This is a genomic window from Streptomyces sp. IMTB 2501, from assembly GCF_001953885.1.
GTDB lineage: Bacteria > Actinomycetota > Actinomycetes > Streptomycetales > Streptomycetaceae > Streptomyces.
This window is the reverse complement of the sequence record NZ_MQUS01000039.1, coordinates 1-17,527: the sequence shown is the minus strand read 5'-3', so window position 1 is coordinate 17,527 and position 17,527 is coordinate 1. Positions and strand designations below refer to the sequence as shown.

The 17,527-nt window shown below is 67.9% G+C and carries 19 protein-coding genes; 7 read left to right on the top strand and 12 right to left on the bottom strand.

The genetic code is table 11. The features are described from left to right. Window positions 1-13 precede the first annotated feature (13 nt). Complete coding sequence (locus AV521_RS40455) at window positions 14-445, top strand: chromate resistance protein ChrB domain-containing protein (protein WP_076096256.1); 432 nt, start codon at window positions 14-16, stop codon at window positions 443-445. A 122-nt stretch (window positions 446-567) separates the two neighbouring features. Here AV521_RS40455 and AV521_RS40450 read toward each other — a convergent pair whose 3' ends face one another. The 3 genes from AV521_RS40450 to AV521_RS49790 all read right to left on the bottom strand — a co-directional run bounded on the left by AV521_RS40450 (window position 568) and on the right by AV521_RS49790 (window position 2,241). Next, window positions 568-1,269: a DUF2470 domain-containing protein gene (locus tag AV521_RS40450; RefSeq protein WP_076096254.1), complete on the bottom strand. Its 702-nt coding sequence runs from the start codon at window positions 1,267-1,269 to the stop codon at window positions 568-570. Beyond that, complete coding sequence (locus tag AV521_RS49795; RefSeq protein WP_179023762.1) at window positions 1,266-1,406, bottom strand: hypothetical protein; 141 nt, start codon at window positions 1,404-1,406, stop codon at window positions 1,266-1,268. Before AV521_RS49795 ends, AV521_RS40450 begins: the two co-directional genes overlap by 4 nt. A gap of 670 nt (window positions 1,407-2,076) precedes the next feature. Then, window positions 2,077-2,241: a hypothetical protein gene (locus AV521_RS49790; RefSeq protein ID WP_179023759.1), complete on the bottom strand. Its 165-nt coding sequence runs from the start codon at window positions 2,239-2,241 to the stop codon at window positions 2,077-2,079. Between the two features lie 177 nt (window positions 2,242-2,418). On the opposite strand from AV521_RS49790, the gene chrA reads away from it, so the two are divergent. Further along, a complete protein-coding gene (gene chrA, locus AV521_RS40445; RefSeq protein WP_079249646.1) occupies window positions 2,419-3,621 on the top strand; it encodes a chromate efflux transporter in 1,203 nt (400 codons plus the stop codon). 122 nt (window positions 3,622-3,743) lie between these two features. Here chrA and AV521_RS40440 read toward each other — a convergent pair whose 3' ends face one another. Continuing rightward, entirely contained in the window at window positions 3,744-4,442 is a 699-nt protein-coding gene (locus tag AV521_RS40440; protein WP_076096252.1) for a response regulator transcription factor, read from the bottom strand. Between the two features lie 320 nt (window positions 4,443-4,762). On the opposite strand from AV521_RS40440, the gene AV521_RS40435 reads away from it, so the two are divergent. Further along, on the top strand, window positions 4,763-5,626 hold the full coding sequence (locus AV521_RS40435; RefSeq protein WP_256725894.1) for a DUF1259 domain-containing protein: 864 nt from the start codon (window positions 4,763-4,765) through the stop codon (window positions 5,624-5,626). Between the two features lie 151 nt (window positions 5,627-5,777). On the opposite strand, the gene AV521_RS40430 is transcribed toward AV521_RS40435, so the two are convergent. The 3 genes from AV521_RS40430 to AV521_RS40420 form a co-directional block, all read right to left on the bottom strand. Next, a complete protein-coding gene (locus AV521_RS40430) occupies window positions 5,778-6,944 on the bottom strand; it encodes a YncE family protein (RefSeq protein WP_079249654.1) in 1,167 nt (388 codons plus the stop codon). Between the two features lie 318 nt (window positions 6,945-7,262). Further along, complete coding sequence (locus AV521_RS40425; protein WP_076096244.1) at window positions 7,263-7,535, bottom strand: hypothetical protein; 273 nt, start codon at window positions 7,533-7,535, stop codon at window positions 7,263-7,265. 296 nt (window positions 7,536-7,831) lie between these two features. Then, window positions 7,832-8,191, bottom strand: coding sequence for a helix-turn-helix transcriptional regulator (locus AV521_RS40420; protein WP_076096241.1), 360 nt, complete (start codon window positions 8,189-8,191; stop codon window positions 7,832-7,834). Between the two features lie 140 nt (window positions 8,192-8,331). Between AV521_RS40420 and AV521_RS40415 the strand changes: the two genes are divergently transcribed. Next, window positions 8,332-9,672: an MFS transporter gene (locus tag AV521_RS40415; protein ID WP_076096239.1), complete on the top strand. Its 1,341-nt coding sequence runs from the start codon at window positions 8,332-8,334 to the stop codon at window positions 9,670-9,672. A gap of 378 nt (window positions 9,673-10,050) precedes the next feature. Here the strand turns inward: AV521_RS40415 and AV521_RS49785 are convergent, their stop codons facing one another. Both AV521_RS49785 and AV521_RS51755 read right to left on the bottom strand, forming a co-directional pair. Continuing rightward, complete coding sequence (locus AV521_RS49785) at window positions 10,051-10,548, bottom strand: DUF6415 family natural product biosynthesis protein (protein WP_179023757.1); 498 nt, start codon at window positions 10,546-10,548, stop codon at window positions 10,051-10,053. 20 nt (window positions 10,549-10,568) lie between these two features. Beyond that, on the bottom strand, window positions 10,569-10,844 hold the full coding sequence (locus AV521_RS51755; RefSeq protein ID WP_256725893.1) for a hypothetical protein: 276 nt from the start codon (window positions 10,842-10,844) through the stop codon (window positions 10,569-10,571). Window positions 10,845-11,268: 424 nt separating this feature from the next. On the opposite strand from AV521_RS51755, the gene AV521_RS40400 reads away from it, so the two are divergent. Together AV521_RS40400 and cyaB are read left to right on the top strand one after the other, a co-directional pair. Beyond that, complete coding sequence (locus AV521_RS40400; protein WP_076096233.1) at window positions 11,269-12,120, top strand: helix-turn-helix transcriptional regulator; 852 nt, start codon at window positions 11,269-11,271, stop codon at window positions 12,118-12,120. An 18-nt stretch (window positions 12,121-12,138) separates the two neighbouring features. Beyond that, window positions 12,139-12,690, top strand: coding sequence for a class IV adenylate cyclase (cyaB, locus tag AV521_RS40395; protein WP_076096231.1), 552 nt, complete (start codon window positions 12,139-12,141; stop codon window positions 12,688-12,690). A 455-nt stretch (window positions 12,691-13,145) separates the two neighbouring features. On the opposite strand, the gene AV521_RS40390 is transcribed toward cyaB, so the two are convergent. Together AV521_RS40390 and AV521_RS40385 are read right to left on the bottom strand one after the other, a co-directional pair. Beyond that, the gene (locus tag AV521_RS40390) at window positions 13,146-13,868 is read right to left on the bottom strand and encodes a DUF4389 domain-containing protein (protein ID WP_076096229.1); all 723 of its coding nucleotides are present in this window, start codon (window positions 13,866-13,868) and stop codon (window positions 13,146-13,148) included. Between the two features lie 478 nt (window positions 13,869-14,346). Further along, window positions 14,347-14,565, bottom strand: coding sequence for a hypothetical protein (locus tag AV521_RS40385; RefSeq protein WP_076096227.1), 219 nt, complete (start codon window positions 14,563-14,565; stop codon window positions 14,347-14,349). A gap of 640 nt (window positions 14,566-15,205) precedes the next feature. Between AV521_RS40385 and AV521_RS47160 the strand changes: the two genes are divergently transcribed. Next, on the top strand, window positions 15,206-15,901 hold the full coding sequence (locus AV521_RS47160) for a glycine-rich domain-containing protein (protein WP_218639404.1): 696 nt from the start codon (window positions 15,206-15,208) through the stop codon (window positions 15,899-15,901). 568 nt (window positions 15,902-16,469) lie between these two features. Here the strand turns inward: AV521_RS47160 and AV521_RS48895 are convergent. Next, window positions 16,470-17,171: a hypothetical protein gene (locus AV521_RS48895; RefSeq protein ID WP_143658734.1), complete on the bottom strand. Its 702-nt coding sequence runs from the start codon at window positions 17,169-17,171 to the stop codon at window positions 16,470-16,472. Window positions 17,172-17,527: the final 356 nt, after the last annotated feature.

Below are 17,527 nucleotides of genomic sequence, written 5' to 3'. Positions count from 1 at the left end.
AGGTACCTGGTCCATGAGGTGGGCAACCAGGGCGGGAGTCCACATCGACCGCGCCGCCTGCGCGTGGCTGATCCGCCGGTTCCTCGACCAGGACGCCGAGTTCGCGTTCGTCACCGACCCGGCCGCAGTCCCCTCCGACGCCACCCCGTTCGACATGCGCGGAGTGGAGTTGGGCCACCGCGGAGGCGACTGCACCTTCGAGACGATCCTGCGCAGGCACGACCTCACCGACCCCGTGCTCTGGCGGATCGCCGAGATCGTGCACGAAGCCGACCTGGACGACGAACGCTACGACGCACCCGAAGCCTGCGGCCTCGACGTCGCTCTGCGCGGCCTGTCCATGATCTGCACCGACGAACAGACCCTCGCCCTGACAGCACCCCTCTTCGACGGATTGTACGAATACATCAAGCGCGGCCTCCTCCTCGGTCGCGAACCCGCCTGACCCGCCGCGACGTGGCAGTACCGGCTCGCCGGGGCGATTGGCCGGTGCACATGTCTCGCAGAAGGCACTCGCGCCGCAACTGCACACCGTCGGCCGCGCGACGGTGCGCGAGGGCCGAGGACTCAGGGTGATGGCTGTCGGCCGTTTCGGGCTCTGGCGAGCAAGGCGTCCAGGCAGGCGTTCAGCTCGTCCAGGTTGTCGGCGGGCGTGGGGAAGTCCAGCCGAATGTCGTGGTCCCCGCCGGGCAACTCAAGTCTCACGACGATGCCGAGCCGGTCGAGCTGCACTGGCTGTGCCGTCCGCATACCGAGCCGTTGCTCGGGCGGTAGCAGTTGGACAAGCAACTCGATCACATCCCGTCGGTGATCGCTGAGGTAGCACAGAAGCTTGGCCTCCGAGGTGGCAAAAGGGTCGGGCCGAGCGTCTGCGAGCACGGTCGGTTCCACCGTCAGCGTTTGCCCGTCCCTCACCAGCTCCGCGCTCGACGGGTGAAACAGCGCGAACAGTTCGCCGTCGTCAGTGCCGACGCCGACAGGAGCGAGCGACCCCGTGAGCGTGACGCGGCACCTGATCCGGTCACGCACGGGGACGGGCACCAGGTCCGTCACCTCGATCATCGCGAGCTGTTGGCCATCGCTGATGAGTTGGCGGGTCATGCAGTGGTCGGTGGGTAGCTCGACGGCCATACGACCGTCGTCGAGAACCTGGTGCCGCCCAACCAACTCGGCGCGATGGCTCGGGCTGTGCAAAGTCAACGACTGGGCCGAGACCAGCACAGACCGCACCCGCTCAGCCGCCGTGTCGATGCTGACATGGGCGTTCATCGCAGGTGTGCCGGATCGACTGCTGCCGGCGGCGGACTCTGGCGGAGGTCTGTGGTGACCGCTGCAACGAAGTCTCCATTGATGACGTCCCTGTCGGCCCCCATCGACTGGAAGTTGATGCCGGTGGTGATGGGCATGGGCTGCTACTCGGTGCCGTGCGCGGCGGTCTGGGCCACGGCCGCCCGCACACCGCCGAGCGCGGCCGCCGTCCCTGCGACAAGCTTCGTACGCGAACGGGGTGCCACGACTACTCCTCATCCAGACCGTTGTCGATGAAGTTATATGGTCAGACAAGCGGCCGCCGATGAAGTTGTCATGAAGAGCACGCCATTCGGGCGACTGCATACAGCTTCATCAGGTACCAAGACGTGGCGCACCGAGATCGTGCGCGAGGCCGGCTGGGACGCCCAGCACAACCACACGCCAGGGGCACCTGCTTCGACATCGTGCTACGCGGACGAGCCGGTCCTCGCTCGGCCGGGCGCTTTTCGACGGTCTCCTGCGAGCACGCCAACTCGGCCTGCTGCTCGGCCGTGCCCCCGCCTGAACCAGGCTGTAGCGCCGAGTCAGCCGGCGAAGAAGCCGACCTCCCACAGGAACAGCACAATGACGACGGCAATCACGATCCACGGCAGGACCCTCACCCACCGGGGGACGCCCCTGCTGACTGGCCTCCCATCGCGTGGTGATTGCGGCGCTTCCCACGGATTCTTGTGGCCGGACATGAGATCACCTCACCATGAATAACCGTGGCATGCGCGAGCATGCATCAGCCGCTTCCCGCCTGAACCGAGAGCCGGGCGAGGGTCAGTCGCCGAAGAGGTCGAGTTGCGAGAGCAACATCAGAACGACAACGACGACCAGGATCCAGAAGAGGACTATCCCCCACCGCGGGACATGCCTGCCGGCCGCCGGTTTGCCGTTGGAGCCCGGAGGCGCTTGCTCCGCCCAGGGGTGCTTGGGGTCGGACATGAGGTTCACCTCCTCTGGAATCCAGGGTAACGATGGTTTCACCCGAAGGCTGAAGGCCGGGGGCGGAAGGCGGGCGAGCCGTAGCTGGCGGAGCCGTGCCCTTCGGGTCGCCTGATCACCTTGGGGCTGGCCAGGCCCCTATTGAGCCATCGATGCAACCGTGGTTACGGTAAGCCCGTGGACTCCCAGAACGCACACGACGCCTCGAACGATCCTGCGCCCCTCACACCGACCCGGAGGACGACATCTGACGGCACCGGTTTCGGCGCGGTCCTGAGGTACTTCCTGCGTCTGGGCACGCTCGGTTTCGGCGGGCCGATCGCCGTGGTGGGCTACATGCAGCGCGACCTGGTGGAACAGCGCGGCTGGATACGCAAGCAGGACTTCCTCGACGGCGTTGCGCTGGGGCAGACGATGCCGGGCCCGCTCGCCGCGCAGGTGGCGATGTGGGTCGGCTACCTCAAACGCGGCGCGATCGGAGCCGCAGCCACCGCGTTCGCCTTCATCGCGCCGTCGTTCCTGATGGTGATGGCGGTGGCGGCGGTCTACTCGCACTACTCGGGCCTGAGCGTGGTGCAGTCACTGTTCTACGGCATCGCGCCCGCCGTCATGGCGATCATCACCATCGCCGCCTACAAACTGCTCCGGCTCACCAACCACAAGGACTGGCGCGCCTGGGCGATCAGCGCCACCGTCTTCGCGGTCACCGCCACGACGGGCCGAGAGCCGATCTACCTGATCGTCGGTGCCGGGCTGCTCCTCATCCTCCTCGATGCCCGCCCCACCCTCCGCCTGCCCCGCCTCGGCAACCGCGCCCACGGCATCACGCCGGTCCCGTTGGCGCTGGGCGCCCTTGGTACCGGCGGCACACTCGCCTCGCTCGGCCTGTTCTTCCTCAAGACCGGTGCCCTGGTCTTCGGCTCCGGCCTGGCGATTGTCCCGCTGCTCCGCGAGGGCGTGGTCACCCAGCACCACTGGCTCACCCAGGCCCAGTTCCTCGACGCCGTGGCCATGGGGCTGATCACCCCCGGCCCGGTCGTCATCACTGCCGCGTTCATCGGCTACCTGGTCGGCGGCGTCACTGGCGCCCTCGTCGCCACGGTCGCGATCTTCACCCCGATCTATCTCGGCGTGGTCGTCCCCGGCCGCTGGTTCGTCCGCCACCGCGAGAACCGGCAGGTCAAGGCTTTCGTCACCGGGGCCACGGCCGCCGCTGCCGGTGCCCTGGCCGGTGCGGTCGTCGTGCTCACCCGTCAGGCCGTCATCGACATTCCCACCGGCGCCATCGCCCTGGTCACTCTCGGCCTGCTGTGGCGCTTCAAGATTCCCGAGCCTTATGTCGTCCTCGTCGCCGGGGCCCTCGGGCTGATCCTGCACTGACTGGCGGAAGCCACCACCGCCGCGAGGTGGCTAACGGCGATTGGCTGAAGGCCGCATCGCCTGTCCTTGGCCAATGCGCCGACTCTTTCGAGTACACCGTCACCGGTTTTCACGTATGTGGTTCATGGGGTGCGGGTGGCGGCGCGGCCGCCATCCGGGCGGATCCGGTATCCGGCACCGCGGACGGTCTCGACGGCCTGGGTCTCGTAGGGGCGGTCGATCTTTGCGCGCAGCGCCTTGATGTGGGCGTCGACGACGTTGGAGCCGGGACTGGTGCCCAAGTCCCAGCAGTGTTCCACGAGCATGGCGCGGGTCAGGACGGTGCCGGGACGGCGCATGAGTGCTTCGAGGAGGCCGTACTCCTTGCCGGTCAGGGGGATTTCTTCCGCGCCGCGTCGTACGGTCCGGGTCGCCGGATCCAGACGCAGATCGCCGGCGGCGAGGACAGCCGGGCGGTCGAACGGGCCTCGGCGTATCAGCACTCGCAGCCGCGCGAAGAGTTCCTCCAGGCTGAACGGTTTGGTCAGGTAGTCGTCCGCTCCCCCGTCGAGGCCGCGCACGCGGTCGGCGACGGCGTCCTTGGCGGTCAGCATCAGCACCGGTACCCAAGTGCCGCGTCGCCGGATGGCGGCGCAGACCTCGAAGCCGTCCAGGCCGGGCAGCATCACGTCCAGCACCATCGCGTCGAACGCGGCCACATCGGTCAGGGCGATGGCCTGGGGCCCGTCGGCGGCCGTGTCGACGGCGTACCCCTCCTCCGTCAGAGCCCGGCGCAGCAGGTCCCGCATCTTGGGCTCGTCCTCCACCACCAGGATCCGCATCCGTGCCTTCCCTCTCCTTCTGCCGTCGGCTCCCACGCTGTTTGCCTGCCACGATCCTGGCTGCTGATGAAGCTTTCATGAAGCCACCCGAATGGAGGCGCTTGTCCTGCCGGCGTCGCCAGATGCCGTTTGTCTGGCCACACAGGCACCATCGCCGACGAGCCCGAGGAGTGGTGATGTCACCCCGTTCACACATAAAGCCGGTCGTCGGGACGGCGGCCGCGCTCCTTCTGGTGGCAAGCAGCGGCCTGTTAGCCGGCTGCGGAACCGATGCCAAAAGCGACGCTTCGGCGGGCGACACGCACGGGGTCGCGGACCATATGGCCGAGCATGACCAGGCACAGCAGCCCATGCAGACGACCGCGGCGGACTGGAAGCCTGTCGCCGGCACCCTCGGCCGCACCGGCACCCTGATGAAGGGCACCGTCTACCATGTCGTGCTGGCCCGCAAGGACCTCAAGGTCACCACCCAGGGCGTCGCCATCAAGCCGGGCCTGTCGCTCGGCGGGTACGCGAACTTCGCCAAGTACCACGACGGCACCATGCTCATGGGCGACCTGGTCGTCACCGAGACCGAACTGCCCAAGGTCACCGACGCCCTCCAGGCCGCCGGCATCGAACAGACCGCCCTGCACAAGCACCTGCTCCAGCAGACCCCGGCCATCTGGTGGACCCACATCCACGCCATGGGCGACCCGGTGAAGCTCGCCAAGGGCCTGAAGTCCGCGCTGGACGCCACAGCCATCCCGCCGGCCTCGCCGCCCCCTGCCACCCAGCCGCCCATCGCGCTGGACACGACCGGCATCGACAAGGCGCTCGGCCGCAAGGGCGCCGCCGACGGCGGCATCTACAAGTTCACCATCGCCCGCGCGAACACGATCACAGACGGCACGCACGTGCTGCCGCCCGCCCTCGGCCTGACCACCGGCATCAACTTCCAGCCGCTGGGCGGCAACAAGGCAGCCATCAACGGAGACTTCGTCATGACCGCACCCGAGGTGCAGAAGGTCATCCAGGCACTGCGGAAGGGCAACATCGACATCGTCGAACTGCACAACCACGCCCTGAACGACCAGCCCCGCCTGTTCTACCTGCACTACTGGGCCACCGCCGACGGCGTCACCCTCGCCAAGGCGCTCCGCCCGGCCCTGGACGCCACCAACCCGGCCGTACCCACGGCATAGACCCCGCTCACCGCTGCGGGACCGGAGGCCCCGGCCAGGTGGGCTCTCCATCTGGCCGTGTGCCTCCGGCAGACGCCCCGCTCGGCTCCTCACCCAAGCCGTGAGCGCGGCGAGCCCTACATCGCCAAGGGCCGCAGCGGGGGAGGCCGCCTTAACGGAAAACTCCGGTGTGGCCAAGGGAATAGCGCCCCGGCTGCGGGTAGACGCACAGGCCATGGGGCTCAATGCCGACGGGAATCTTCTTGATGAGGTGGCCGTCACTGGTGGCGATTGCGTAGACCGTGTTGTGGTAACGGCCGGACAGCCACAGCACCTTGCCGTCCGCGGAGAGACCGCCCATGTCGGGGCTGCCGCCGCCAGGCAGCCGCCACTTGCCCCGCAGTCGGCCCGACGGGAGGTCGAGCAGGGAGATGGTGCCCTCGCCGCGGTTGGAGATGAACAGGGTGCGCGAGTCGCGGCTGACGTACAAGCCGTGCGCTCCCTTGCCGGTGGGCAACAAATGCGGAGCAGTAAAACGGTCTCCGTCGAGCACCCATACGCCGTCGCGGGTCATGTCGGCGATGTACCAGGTGCGGCCGTCCGGAGAGACTTTCACGTCCTGGGGCATGCTGCGGCCGCCGGGAAGTTTCTGCCGGGCGATCACTCTCATCCGCGCGGTGTCGACCTTGAGCAGGTCGCCGCTGAACTCGCAGGAGACGATGAAGTAGCGGCCGTCGGCGGAGAAGTCGGCGTGGTTGACCCCCGCACAGGCCACCGGCGCCGATTTGACCAGCGCCATCGAATGCGCATCACGGAAGTCCAACCGCTTGAGGTTCGAGGCCATCACCACCGCGTAGCGGCCGTCGGGGGTGAAGTAGAGGTTGTACGGGTCTTCCACCGCCACCCGCTTGCCTGCGTGGCCGGTGGACGGGTCGATCGGGGTGAGCGAGTTGCCCAGGTCGTTGTTGACCCACAGCGTCTTCAGGTCCCAGGAAGGGACAACATGCTGCGGCTCGCGGCCCACAGGGAGGGTGTCTACGACCCGGTAGGTGGCGGGGTCGATCACCGTCACGGTGTTGCTACGCAGGTTCGGCACGTAGATCCGTGCTGGGAAGCCCGTGACCACCTTGGAGAGCAGGCCGGGACGGTCCGCCGCGTAGATGTCGTTCGGGTCCAGCACAGTCGGCATTCCCGGCAGGCCCGCTGCCCGGCTCTTCTGGTCGGTCGTCTGCGCTACTCCCGGGGAGGGCGAATGGGCGCGGGTCGGGGCGTGGCTCGGACCGCTGCAGCCCGCCAGACCGGCCGCTGCCAGCAGCATGGCCACCCAGACCGGCCGCATCACCCGAATCGTGCTGCGCGCCCGCCGTTCCGCCTGCCTGTTCAGGGTCATCCGCGCTCCCCTGGCACTCCGGACGAGCCCGCAGGGCCCGCCAACACACTATGACGCAACCATTGCAGTAGATCTCGCGGCATTCCCGACGCCACGCGGCAACGCCGACCGACTCCGGAACCGTTGATAGTGCATAGAAACCGTGGTTACAGTGAGCCTATGGGTTCCGAGGGCCCGTCGGCGCCCGGCAGCGCACGGAGCAGCGCGTCATGAGCTGGATGGAGCACGAGGTCGCTGTCCGCCGTCAAGAATTGCTGAACCAACGTCCTACCAGGCGCTGCTATTGCAGCCCATTTCCGAGTGCATGTGGGATTTCTGCGCGCCCGGGTCACCCTCGCCGTTGATCGCGTTCCCCAGCACGCCGTTGAGGATCCCGACCTCGCCGAGGACGTCGGCGTCGATGTCGTGCGACCGGCAGTTGGCGCTCTGTAGGACGCTGGCGCCGCCCCCCTCGCCGCCGGCGTAGGCGGTCCCGGAAGCCAGGAGCCCGACGCTGCCGAGGGCCGCGACCAGGGCAGCGGTCTTGCGAAGCTTGTGCATGTCATCTCCATGGTGTGCATTGCGGATGCAGTCGGTGACGGATCGCCCGCTTGCGGTTATGGAGATTAGTGAGAAAATACCCCACTCCAGACATAGGCGCGCCGATAGTGTGATCACATAACCAGAGCACCCCGAGACCACCACGAGCCGGCGCAAGCCCGGTGCCCGGGCGGCAATTCCCGCCCCGACGGACCAGCCGAGCCACCGCCTGCGCCGCATCCACCGGGGCGGCGGGCCACCGTCGAGAGGCGGCATACGGACGAACCGCCACTTCCTCCTCCCGACGCCGGCCGGGGTCAGTCGTGCGGAGCCGTTCCGCTGACCCGGTGGTCGGCGTGGCTGAGCGCTTCCATCACCAGCCGCCGCAGGTGTCCGTCGCTCAGCCGGTAGTGCACGTGCCGGCCCTCGCGGCGCGTCTCCACCAGTCCCGCGAGCCGGAGCTTGGCCAGATGCTGACTGACCGCCGTGCGCGAGGCCGCACACTGCTCGGTCAGGGTGGTGACGTCCGACTCCCCCTGTGCAAGCAGCCACAGCAGATGCAGACGCGTCGCGTCGGACAGCAGCGCGAACACCTCGGTCGCCTCCGCGAGACGCGCACTGTCCGGAGGGCGCAGATGCGCATTTGATGCAGGTGGCAGGGGCTCGCGGGCGGGCATGCACACAGCGTAGTGGCCGGGCAATGCATTCGGGGCAAGCGGCCGCATTGGCGCGAAGTCAACATGTACGCAGATGCGCACCTATGAGTACAGTGGAGGCGGCAACGCTCACACGATTTCTGCCGCCGGGGGACCGCCGTATGTTCACCGTCCTGCGCGACCGCACCTACCGCCGCCTCTTCACCGCCCAGGTCATCGCCCTGATCGGCACCGGCCTGGCCACCGTCGCGCTCGGCCTGCTCGCGTACGACATCGCGGGCGCCGGAGCCGGCTCGGTGCTCGGCACGGCGCTGGCGATCAAGATGGTGGCGTACGTCGGGATCGCCCCGGCGATCGGCGCGGTCGCCGACCGGCTGCCGCGCCGCACGCTGATGGTCGGCGCCGACCTGACCCGGGCCGCGGTCGCCCTGAGCCTGCCCTTCGTGGACCAGGTCTGGCAGGTCTACGTCCTGGTCTTCCTGCTCCAGTCGGCATCGGCGGCCTTCACGCCCACGTTCCAGGCCGTCATCCCCGACGTCCTGCCCGCAGAGCGCGACTACACCCAGGCCCTGTCGCTGTCCCGCCTCGCCTACGACCTGGAGAGCCTGTTCAGCCCGGCACTCGCCGCCGCCCTGCTCTCCGTGATCACGTACAACTGGCTGTTTCTCGGCACGGTGGCCGGCTTCCTCGCCTCCGCCGCCCTCGTGATCTCGACGGTGCTGCCGAAACCGACCGTCCCCGAGACTCCGCGCACCGGCGGCGCATGCGCCAAGGCAACCGCCGGCACCCGCCTGTTCTTCGTCATCCCTCAACTGCGCGCCCTACTCGCGCTCAACCTGGCGGTGGCGGCGGCGAGCGCGATGGTCACCGTCAACAGCGTGGTCTACGTCCGCGACGGGCTGGGCCTCGACGCGGCCGACGTGTCGTTGGCGCTCGGCGCGTACGGCGCCGGCTCGATGATCGTCGCGCTGCTCCTGCCCCGTGTCCTCGACCGGGTCTCCGACCGTGCGGTGATGCTGAGCGGGGCCCTGCTGCTCACGCTCGTCTTCGGCGGACTCGGCGCAGTCACCGCGGCCGGCAGCGGCGGCTGGCGCTGGCCCGCACTCCTGCTCACCTGGGCGGGCTTCGGCGCCGCGTGCTCGATGGTGCTCACACCGACCGGACGGCTGATCCGCCGCTCGGCCCCGCCGGGAGAACGGGCCCAGGCGTTCGCCGCCCAGTTCTCCCTCTCCCACAGCTGCTGGCTGCTGACGTACCCGCTGGCCGGGTGGCTCGGCGCGACAGCCGGCCTCCAGTCGGCGGTAGTCGCGCTCGGCGTGATCACACTGGTCGCCGGACTGCTGGCTGTACGCCTGTGGCCGCCGAAGGAGCAGACGCCCGTCGAGCACGAGCACACCGACCTCCACAACGATCATCCACATCTTGTTGACGCCATACAGGTGCAGGGCGGCTGGCGGCACAGTCATGGCCACCTGGCGGATGGGCTCCACGCTCACCGGTGACCAGCTGGTAGGAGAAGCTGCACCACCTGCAGGCCCGCCCTCCCGGACACGGGCTCCATGCGTGCGCGATGCGTGAGCGGACGGTCCGGCACCGGGCGTCACGAGCGGGATCGAGCATGAAGCCGCGTGGCGCTGATCAGGCGAAACAGCACCGCGTGACAGCGACGAGTACCACCCGGCAAGGATTCGATCCCACTCCTAAAGCGGGTGTCGCAGGTTCGAATCCTGCCGGGGGCACCAGTGCAAAGGCCACCTACGGATCTCCGTAGGTGGCCATTCGCATCCCCGCGTGACATCAACGGGACGGACACCCGCTGATGCGCCAGCACTCACGGGCGGTCCTGTGCGGCAGGCCACGTTCCCTTCCTCCGGGGACGGTCAGGGAGCAGCGGGGCCGCGCCGTGCCTGCCGATACTGCTCGTAGAGCCGGTCCCCGGTCGCGCATACGCCAGTGACCTCGCCGTTGTCGTCCACAGTCCGGCACGCTGAGCATGCCGGGTAGTGCTGCAGCATGCGCAGGTACGCGGCGCGCTCGGGACCGCTCGGGCACTGATGGAACCCGTCCTCATAGTGGTCGCACAGGGCGCGGACGGACCGGGCGAGGCGTTGCGCATGTGCGATGCGGGCGGACAGGTGCCGGCCGGGTTCCGCGCTCAACCGCAGGCGGGCTTCCCCGACGCAGAAGAGCGCGCAGACCCGGGGCACCCCGTCCTCGGGGAGTGCCAGCGCGGCCGTCTCGACCTCGGGAATGGCCACCACGATGTGACCGCGTAGTTGGAGCGTGAGGGTCTCCAGTTCCTCGGGGTGCGGCGCCTCTGTGTCCGTCGCGAGTACGCGCGCCGCGCAGGCGCGCGTCGTCTCAAGGTCCAGCGGCATGGCCTTGAGTGTGGACGCGTTCACGACTCGCCCTCGTCGGTCACGCAGCCACCAGCCATCGCGAGCGCCAGCACGTCGGCCGGCTTGCAAAGGTGGCCTGGACGGGTCATGGGCAGCACCCAATACGAGGCCTGCGTGTGCTCGTCCAACTCAGTGCGGTCCACGCGCGGCACACCCAGGTAGGTGCCCTCGCCCAGGCACTCCGCGACCGGCGTACCCCACGTCTCGGCGGTGTTGGGCGGTACGAGGACGTAGTAGCGGCGGAACCCAGGATCGTGGATGACCGGGCCATCCACTAGATACTGCGCAAGCCGATCAGCTGCCACGCACGAGTCATCGCTGCCGACAGTTCGGTGCACGACGCCGTCGGCAAGGCGGACCGCATCGAAAGCCCTCCCCAGCGGGATCAGCGCGAGCTTCGCGGCGCTGCTCCACTCTCGGCGGACTGTGTCCGGTGACGGGTGGGCGGATGCCAGCCACCTCTCAACCGTCCAGGAAGGGGGCGGACTCACCAAGGATGTCCGGCTCAGTAGGCGGGCCGTAGTCTCTGCCACGTCGACCTGCTCTCTCAGGTTGGCCATGCCCGGGGTCGTTAGCACGACCGCCGGGCTCTGCGAGTCCGTGCCAGGATCTTGTGACGCTTCGTGTCGACTCGATACCGCTCCGGTAATCTCACGGTGGGATGACTTTCCATCCCGTTGTGGATACCGGGGGCCGTGCATGGGGACCGCGCTGGAGCCGATCGAACTGCCTGACTGGGCGTGGGAGCGCGCCGAGGTGCGTCAGGCCCTGCGTGAGCGGGACATAGGCGCTGTGTTCCGGTACGTACAGCAGTACGCCGGAGCCAGCCAGGCCCGCATTGCCACCGCAGCAGGAATGACCCAGGCCCGCGTCAACGAGATCATCAACGGCCGCCGCGAAGTCACAAAACTCGACGTGTACGAACGGATCGCCGACGGCCTGCACATGCCCGACGATGCCCGCCACCTGCTCGGGCTGGCCGTCGGCCGCGAGAAACGGTCAGGCGGTGCAGCGTTCGACCTCGCAGCATTCCCTGAAGTCGTCCGCGTATACGCGACCCAGCACTCCGCAGCCCAGGAGATCCAGCAGCAAGCGCGCGGGGCGCAGGAGCTGGACGTCCTCGCCGTGCGTGGACTTGGCCTGATCGGTCTCAACGACAGCCTCTTGCGCGCCTGCCTGCCACGCGAGCAGGGCGGAAAGGGCCTCCGCGTCCGGGTGGCCCTCCTGGACCCGGACAGCCCCGCCCTGGCTCGGCGCGCGGCCGAGATCGGCGAGTCCTCAGAGTCCCTCGCCGGCGGCGTGCGACTCGCAGAGGCGCGGCTACGAGAGCTCGCAGACACATGCGACATCGCCGTATGGCGCTACCGCATGCTGCCCACCTGGCGGATCATCCGCACAGACTCCACTCTGTTCGTAGGCGCCTTCGACGCAGGCTGGGAAGGCCACGAGTCGGCAACGTACAAGGTGACGGAAACCCCGCACGGCCCCCTATTCCGGGGCTTTCGCCGGATGTTCGAGGCCGTCGTCGACAGTGCCCGGCGCACGATCTGAGGAAAGGAGAACCGGCTCGTGATCGAGGCAGAGTTGAAGGCCCGCGTGCACGCACCCGAGAAAGTCACGCAGCAACTCGACGAACTGGCGACGGCCCGCGTCGAGGTCTACCAAGACACCTACTACGACCGGCCCGACGGCTCCCTGGACAAAGCCGGCGAAGAACTACGCGTACGCACCGTGCACGGCACGGACGGAACCCGCACAGTCCTCACGTACAAGGCCGCCGCAGTCGACGAGGCCTCAGGATCCAAGCCCGAGCACGAGACCCGCGTCGAGGACGCCGAGGCAGCACATGCCATCCTGCGCGGTCTCGGACACGTGCCGTTCATCGCCTTCGAAAAGCGCTGCCGCAACTACGACTTCGATGCCCACGGCCGCAAGATGCTCGCAACCCTCGTCCGCGTCCCCGAGATCGATGGCACGTTCCTCGAAGTCGAAACCCTCGTCGAGGAGGACGACTTGGCCTCCGCCCTGAACGATATCCGCGCCGTCCTCACCAACCTCGGCATCAGCCCCAAGGACCTGACACGCGAGACGTACACCGGAGCAGTCGCAGCACGCCGCTGAGGGCGCACCGGGCGGTCGGCGACTTGAATGGCGGAACCCTGGACGCGACTCCATGACCGCGCGATACCGCTGCTCGACCACGCTCAGCTCCACCAGCACGGCCCCGGCCCTCCCTGCACGCGCCGATCAGACGCGCAAAGCCAAGCCGAGGCAAGCGGTGTCAAGCATCAGGTGAAGCCACTGCGTCAAGCATCAACCGAGACAAGACAGCCACACGCGGCCGTCTAAAACTGACGATCATCGTTGACACCTGGGTCTCCGATCACTACGGAGATCCACATGCCGAAGTCCACTCTCACCACACCGCCGCTTGACCGTGCCGCGCACAGCAATCAGCCGCCTGACGTCAGAGAAGGGATACGTCGTGGCCGGGGCGGTCGGCGGAGTGAGCACGAGGCCGACGGTTCGGTCGGGATCGATGAGGCGCAAGAGCGCCTGATCGGTCGGCGAGCCGGTCAGCCGCTTGCAGGCGTTCGGGGCACTGCCGGCTCGGTGCCGCCGGCGTCGATCCGCAGGGGCGGATACTCGTCCGTCATCAGCGCCACGTAGGCCAGCAGGCGCAGTATCCAGCGGCCGAAGCCGACGATCGGGCCGAAGAGACGTCTGGGGTAGTGGCCTGTGAACAGCAGGATGGCCGCAGGCCCGAGAAAGCACGAGACCACGACGGCGCACACCACCAGCAGCCAGAGGAGGCCGCCCCACCACTGGGCCGCGAGGAAGACCAGCGCGGAGAGACCCAGGAGGAGGAAGTGCGGCAGGGGCAGCAACCACGACTTCACCAGCACCAGGCCGCGTGACAGCCGCTCGGGATAGGCGATCTCCACCCGTGCCGGGTACCCGGGCACGGCCCCCAGGCTGAACGGCGGATAACGATCGGTGGCGAGCGTCCCGGAGAAGTAGTACGCCACACGCCACGTCCAGCGCAGCACTCCTGTGGTGAAGGCGAACAGCACGCGCGGGTAGCGCCCGGTGAACAGGATCGCGATGAAGGCGATCGCGCTTGCCGCGACGAACAGCAACCAGAGTGCCGTCAACGCTATGTGGTGGGGGACGAGCAGGACCGGCTTCACCAGCCACAGCCAGCGCGACAGGGGCTCGTCCAGTTCGGCCTCGACCGTCACCGAGCGGTAGGGTCTCTGGTTCGCCGCCCGGGCCGGCAGGTGCCGCCGAGTCCGCATACCTCCAGTGTCACGCTCCCGGTCCCGTCCGGCACGGCGTGCTGGAGAGCACTTCACCCCGCGTACCCGAACCGCCGTGCTGATGTCACGCGGCCGACACGCGTTGGTCGTCATGGGTAAACCCTCGCGGCTTGCTGTGGTCGACGGTAAGCCCGATAGCGTGGCTAAGGCCGGTGGGGGTGCAGCGAGACACACGCGCGCCTGATCAGTCGGCTCACCCGCCGTCGTGGCTGACTTTCGTGGGCTCAGGCACAGACAGGCTTGGTATCGAACCTTGGTCACTTCGCAGATGCAGGGTGATGCTTACCCCGCTGCTCAGGGGATGCGGTACAGCAACGAAGTACAGCAACCACAGCAACCGATCACGTCCGACAGTGCCCTTGTAGGACCATGACGAGACCCCTATGACCGTCAGCGACCGATCTCTGTAGAGCTACGCATCAGAAGGTGATGGCTCCGGCGCAACACGCCCAGGACATCACGTCTCCGGACCCCAGCGCTCCGGCCCTACCCCGCGCCAGTCGATCCACGGGGCCCTTGCTACCTCCGCCGGGTCGATCTCCAGCCCGGCCCGGCGCAGGAACTCCGCGACGTCGACCACGCTGTGGGCCAGCCCGAGGATCTCGCCGTCCACGCGTACGCGCCGGCCACCCGTGGGCGACGGCGGATGCACGATCACGCGAATCGGTCCGGACATGCGTTCAGGATCGTCCGTGACATGCGGCCCCGCATTCCAGCGTGTCATCGATGAAGCCGCTCACTCACGTCCCCGTCCGAGCGTCCCAGATCACGCAGTTCCCGCCAGGCTGCAGGGCTCGGGCGCTGCTGCTGCCAGTAGGGATGAAAGAACAGCTGAGCCGACAGCCGGTACAGACGCCGACGCAACTCGGTACAGCCATGCCGCTCGGCAAGCTGCCGGTAGGTGGCACTCCACTCCTGCTGCGACTGGGCAAGGTGGTCGGGTAACGGTCGCATGGCCGAATTCAAGCATGTGTTCGATTTTTCAGGCCAGCAAAGAGACCGTGCCGGGTGGCGGAGGACAGTGTCCTGTGACAGCGAACCTTGATCATTGCCATCGAAGATTGACCATTCGCCGGTGCGTGCCATTGATGGTTAAGCGGCCTGGTCAGGGGGTTCCTCTGGTCGGGTCTGGGGAGTGGGGACCGGCCCTCGGGGAGGATCCGATCGAGTCTTGGCGGCAGATAGCCGCGCCCTCCAGCACCTGGATGGCTGGAGATCGTTGGCAGGGCATGAAGAAAACCTTCCCTGTTACTGCGGCCGCGGCTGTCGTGTCCCTGTGGACCCTCGCCGTCGCTGCCCACGCTGCACCCGCTCCCGTGACCCAGACCTACGACCGACCCGGGTCGTACACCTTCACCGTGCCCGAAGGCGTCAAGCGGGTCACGCTGTTGGTCGTCGGCGCGGGCGGAGGCGGCGGAGGCGGCGGAGGTAACAACAACGGGGCGCTGACCGGCGGGGGAGGCGGCGGCGGTGCCAGCGGCAGCCAGGCCACCTGCTCGATGGGGGTCCGCCCCCACATGACGCTGACCATGACCGTCGGCAAGGGCGGCGCCGCAGGCACGGCCGGAGCCACGAACACCGACGGCGGCGATGGCGGGGCCGGCGGCGACAGTTCCACGTACATCGAAGACCAACTCGTCGCGCGCGCCGGCGGAGGCGGAGGCGGCTTCGCGGGGCACCACTCCGGCACCTTCAGCTCCGGCACCGGCGGCGCCGCCGGGCAGGCTCAGCCCCACGGCGACGGCTCCTGCTTCAACGGCCGGACGACGAGCTCCGCTCCCGCTGACCCGGGCAAGAAGGGTGCGGACGGCTCCCGCAACAATCAGGGCATGGCCGGCTGGGGCGGCAAACCTTCCCCCTTCCACGACCAGCACGGGGACGGCGGACGTGGCGGTAACGGAGCGGGCATCGTCGGCGGCGGAAGCAACCACCGCGGCGACCACAAGGACGCCGCCCCCGGCTCCCAGGGCAACGAAGGACTGATCACGCTCACCTACACCCCGCAGGGGTAGCTCGGGAGCGGGAACGACATCTGGTATTGGACCCAGCTCGACAACGGAGCGTGGGGGGACGTCCCGGCAGCGGACGTCAGCACCGGCCAGGCCCCTGCCCCGGCCTCCGCGAATGCTGATGAACAGGTAGGTGCCCTGGTTGGCCGGCATGGCCAGCCAGGGCGATCAGCTCAGAGTCGGGCCTCGCCCCACCATTGCCCCAGGAACGCCGGTCGCTCAGACTTCGATGGCACACGCTCAAGGTGCGCTGTCACAGGACAGACAGGCCTGGGCACACCTTGGACGGTACGGCTGGCCCCACCGCCGAAGCCGAGACCGCGGTGGCGAGTTACTTTCGAGCGCTCACCTGGGCAGGGTCAGGTACCCGGACGGTCGCCACCGTCTCAGTTTCCGTCTCATTCATTGCCGTTCGCGGACGTTCAGGCGAGACCAGAGGCCCACTCCCGCGCTCCGGCCATCCCCCATGAACCCAGGTGAACGCTCCCGCACGCACCCCAACACCCCACCACCACAGTTGGAAAGCGTGCGCCTACACGCGTCAGATCCCTAGCCGCAGGCGGCCTTGCGCTTAGCTGATGAAGCGCTTGTTGGCGGCAGCGTCGGCGACCAGGGCGTCGCCGTTGTGGACAGGCTCGATGGTGAGTGCCATCAGATTTGCTCCGTATCGGACGATAAGGATCGGCTCGGCAACGGTGACGCCAGTGCCGCCGGCGAGAAGTTCTGCGCTTTGATCGCCGTAGTGCGGAGCAGGCACCCGGGTCAAAGTCATTGTCGCCGGGGGCGTCGGTGAGGTGACGGTCGCGGTAGGGCAAGTGGCTGCGTCGGCCAGCAGGTTGTTTGTCGCCTGCTCGGCCTGGGCCGGGCTGGAGAAGGAGCCCACCCATTCATTCAGGCCTGCCCGGGTCGTGGGATTTGCCAGTGTGCGGGCGGCGAACTGCTTAGCCGAGAGCCTGCCAACCCGGGGATTCATTGCGAAGGAGCCCATAGCGTCGGTACAAGCGACCGATCCAGGCTTGAGCGTATGGAAGCCTGGCGGCTGGTCCACTCCCGTCTGGTTGTCACCAAAGGACTTGTAGCCGAGGCCGAGTTCTTCGGGAGTGATTAGCCTTTTGATGAGCTGAGCCGTGGTCAACGCGGGCATGCCCGAGCCCGCAGGCGCGGCAGCAGGCTTGGCGGAGGTCGGCTGGGCACTGGAGCCAAGATGGCCAGTGCTGCTCGCGGCTTTTGCACTGCAGCTGCCCAGGAGCAGGCTGCTCAGTATCGCGGCCATGGCACCCACGGTGCGGACGTGTCTTCGTGGAAGAGCGATCACCCGCTCATCCAAGCCGTTCCGCGGAGTCTTGACCAGGGCTTTCGTCGCACGCACCCTGACATCCACGAGTGACATCAACGACCCCATACACCAATACACGGCTACGGCTCCGCTCGACCGAGGCGACCACGCAGCTCCGCCGCAGAGCCGAGCTGCAATCGAACTCCTAAAGCGGGTGTCGCAGGTTCGAATCCTGCCGGGGGCACCATGCAGTAACGCGCTGACCTGGGGTTTCTCCCCAGAGGGGCGCTCCATTCGGCCTCGGACTCCTCTTGAGTTCTAGTGATCGTCGCAACACCCCAGCTCAGGGGATG

What these genes read in the sequence shown, in the direction of transcription:
- AV521_RS40455 (WP_076096256.1), top strand. Translation starts at nt 14, where the DNA reads ATGAGGTGGGCAACCAGGGCGGGAGTCCACATCGACCGCGCCGCCTGC.
- AV521_RS40450 (WP_076096254.1), bottom strand. Translation starts at nt 1,269, where the DNA reads ATGAACGCCCATGTCAGCATCGACACGGCGGCTGAGCGGGTGCGGTCT.
- AV521_RS49795 (WP_179023762.1), bottom strand. Translation starts at nt 1,406, where the DNA reads ATGCCCATCACCACCGGCATCAACTTCCAGTCGATGGGGGCCGACAGG.
- AV521_RS49790 (WP_179023759.1), bottom strand. Translation starts at nt 2,241, where the DNA reads ATGTCCGACCCCAAGCACCCCTGGGCGGAGCAAGCGCCTCCGGGCTCC.
- AV521_RS40440 (WP_076096252.1), bottom strand. Translation starts at nt 4,442, where the DNA reads ATGCGGATCCTGGTGGTGGAGGACGAGCCCAAGATGCGGGACCTGCTG.
- AV521_RS40435 (WP_256725894.1), top strand. Translation starts at nt 4,763, where the DNA reads ATGGCCGAGCATGACCAGGCACAGCAGCCCATGCAGACGACCGCGGCG.
- AV521_RS40430 (WP_079249654.1), bottom strand. Translation starts at nt 6,944, where the DNA reads ATGCGGCCGGTCTGGGTGGCCATGCTGCTGGCAGCGGCCGGTCTGGCG.
- AV521_RS40425 (WP_076096244.1), bottom strand. Translation starts at nt 7,535, where the DNA reads ATGCACAAGCTTCGCAAGACCGCTGCCCTGGTCGCGGCCCTCGGCAGC.
- AV521_RS40420 (WP_076096241.1), bottom strand. Translation starts at nt 8,191, where the DNA reads ATGCCCGCCCGCGAGCCCCTGCCACCTGCATCAAATGCGCATCTGCGC.
- AV521_RS40415 (WP_076096239.1), top strand. Translation starts at nt 8,332, where the DNA reads ATGTTCACCGTCCTGCGCGACCGCACCTACCGCCGCCTCTTCACCGCC.
- AV521_RS49785 (WP_179023757.1), bottom strand. Translation starts at nt 10,548, where the DNA reads ATGCCGCTGGACCTTGAGACGACGCGCGCCTGCGCGGCGCGCGTACTC.
- AV521_RS40400 (WP_076096233.1), top strand. Translation starts at nt 11,269, where the DNA reads ATGGGGACCGCGCTGGAGCCGATCGAACTGCCTGACTGGGCGTGGGAG.
- AV521_RS40390 (WP_076096229.1), bottom strand. Translation starts at nt 13,868, where the DNA reads ATGCGGACTCGGCGGCACCTGCCGGCCCGGGCGGCGAACCAGAGACCC.
- AV521_RS40385 (WP_076096227.1), bottom strand. Translation starts at nt 14,565, where the DNA reads ATGTCCGGACCGATTCGCGTGATCGTGCATCCGCCGTCGCCCACGGGT.
- AV521_RS48895 (WP_143658734.1), bottom strand. Translation starts at nt 17,171, where the DNA reads ATGGCCGCGATACTGAGCAGCCTGCTCCTGGGCAGCTGCAGTGCAAAA.